This is a genomic window from Bacillus sp. JJ783, assembly GCF_036963225.1.
GTDB lineage: Bacteria > Bacillota > Bacilli > Bacillales > Bacillaceae_G > Bacillus_A > Bacillus_A cereus_U.
In genome coordinates this window covers 1-1,306 of record NZ_JBALMG010000083.1, presented here as the reverse complement: position 1 = coordinate 1,306, position 1,306 = coordinate 1, and the positions used below count along the sequence as shown (strand labels likewise).

Below are 1,306 nucleotides of genomic sequence, written 5' to 3'. Positions count from 1 at the left end.
ATATTTGGATGGGAGTCCAATACATATTATTAAAATTAAGATGGTTCAAGTCGGAGGAAGGCACCTTAGGGGGGTCTGGTGCAAAAATAAAATAAAAGAGAATAAAGCGCATATATTCCTAACGGAATCGTATCTTATGCTACCAGTCCAAACAATTGATGGATGAATTTTTTCTGGTTTTGAACAGACTGGTCCCGTAAATCAATCTGTTCTTTTTTAATCATATGCATAGCTTCTACTCCAGAAAGAATGGATGTAGCTGTGTCAAAACATTTGAACCCTAGCATAGAACAAGTATTTTTGTTGTCTAAGTTGCATACCATCAGGTATGCTTTTCTCTTTTTTCAACTGTTCAATTGCTATAGAATAAGCTGGATTCTTATCGACTGTCATAACACGAGGCTGCGAAACATGAAAAGACCGCAAAGCTTTCTTGAAAAAGCGCTTTGCAGTCTTCTGGTCTCTTGTTTTGCTTAGGCAAAAATCAATTGTGTTTCCTTTCGAATCAACAGCACGATACAGGTACATCCATTGACCTTTTATTTTGATATATGTTTCATCGACTCTCCAAGAGTCATTTGTTTGTTTGAGGTGACGTCGGATTCGTTTGTCCAATTCAGGACCATACTGGTGTACCCAACGTATAATCGTTGTATGAGAAATGGATAAACCCCGTTCTTCTAGCATTTCCACCAAATCACGAAAACTGAGGTTGTACCGTAGGTACCATCTTACCGTTAACAAAATAATATCAGGCTGATAATTCCTCCATTTGAATACATTTTCCATACCAATCACGCACCCTTTCTAAAGTAATAGTAACAGTATGTCCAAGATTTATAGATTCATTGCAATTGTCCTTAAGTTTTTGCACCAGAACCCTTATCTCCACATCAATTATAAATCCTAATCCTGCATCAACAGAACCGGCAACAACACACTTACCTACAAAGGGACTCCACAGTAATTTCTCCTATTATATATAAATCATGCTTAGTTAAATTGGTTTGATTTTATAAGAAGCCAAAAAGAATAGGAATGGTTAAGCGGACTCCATTCGCTTCGATACCGAAGAAATTCATCGGTATTGGTAAGATTGTTAAACAGCAGAAAAAAGTGGAGCGCCCTACATTAACCCAAGACGAACAAGAGCGTATTGAAAACATGTTATTATGTTCATTTCTTTCTGAAGAGAAGAAATTGATTACTTATTATACAGATGATCATTTGCTTACTAGATATATGACTGTAACTGACATAAATCCGATAATAAATTTAATAACTTGTACTGATGCATCTTATAACA

Annotated in this window: 1 protein-coding gene and 1 pseudogene; one reads left to right on the top strand and one right to left on the bottom strand. The window is 35.9% G+C overall.

Annotated elements, in window-relative coordinates; all coding sequences use genetic code 11:
• Positions 1–134 precede the first annotated feature (134 nt).
• Positions 135–795: pseudogene (locus V7038_RS17640) on the bottom strand (IS6 family transposase).
• 243 nt (positions 796–1,038) lie between these two features.
• Between V7038_RS17640 and V7038_RS17635 the strand changes: the two are divergent.
• Positions 1,039–1,306, top strand: a 268-nt coding sequence (locus V7038_RS17635; protein ID WP_335471142.1) for a YolD-like family protein, incomplete at its 3' end; no start/stop codon positions are given.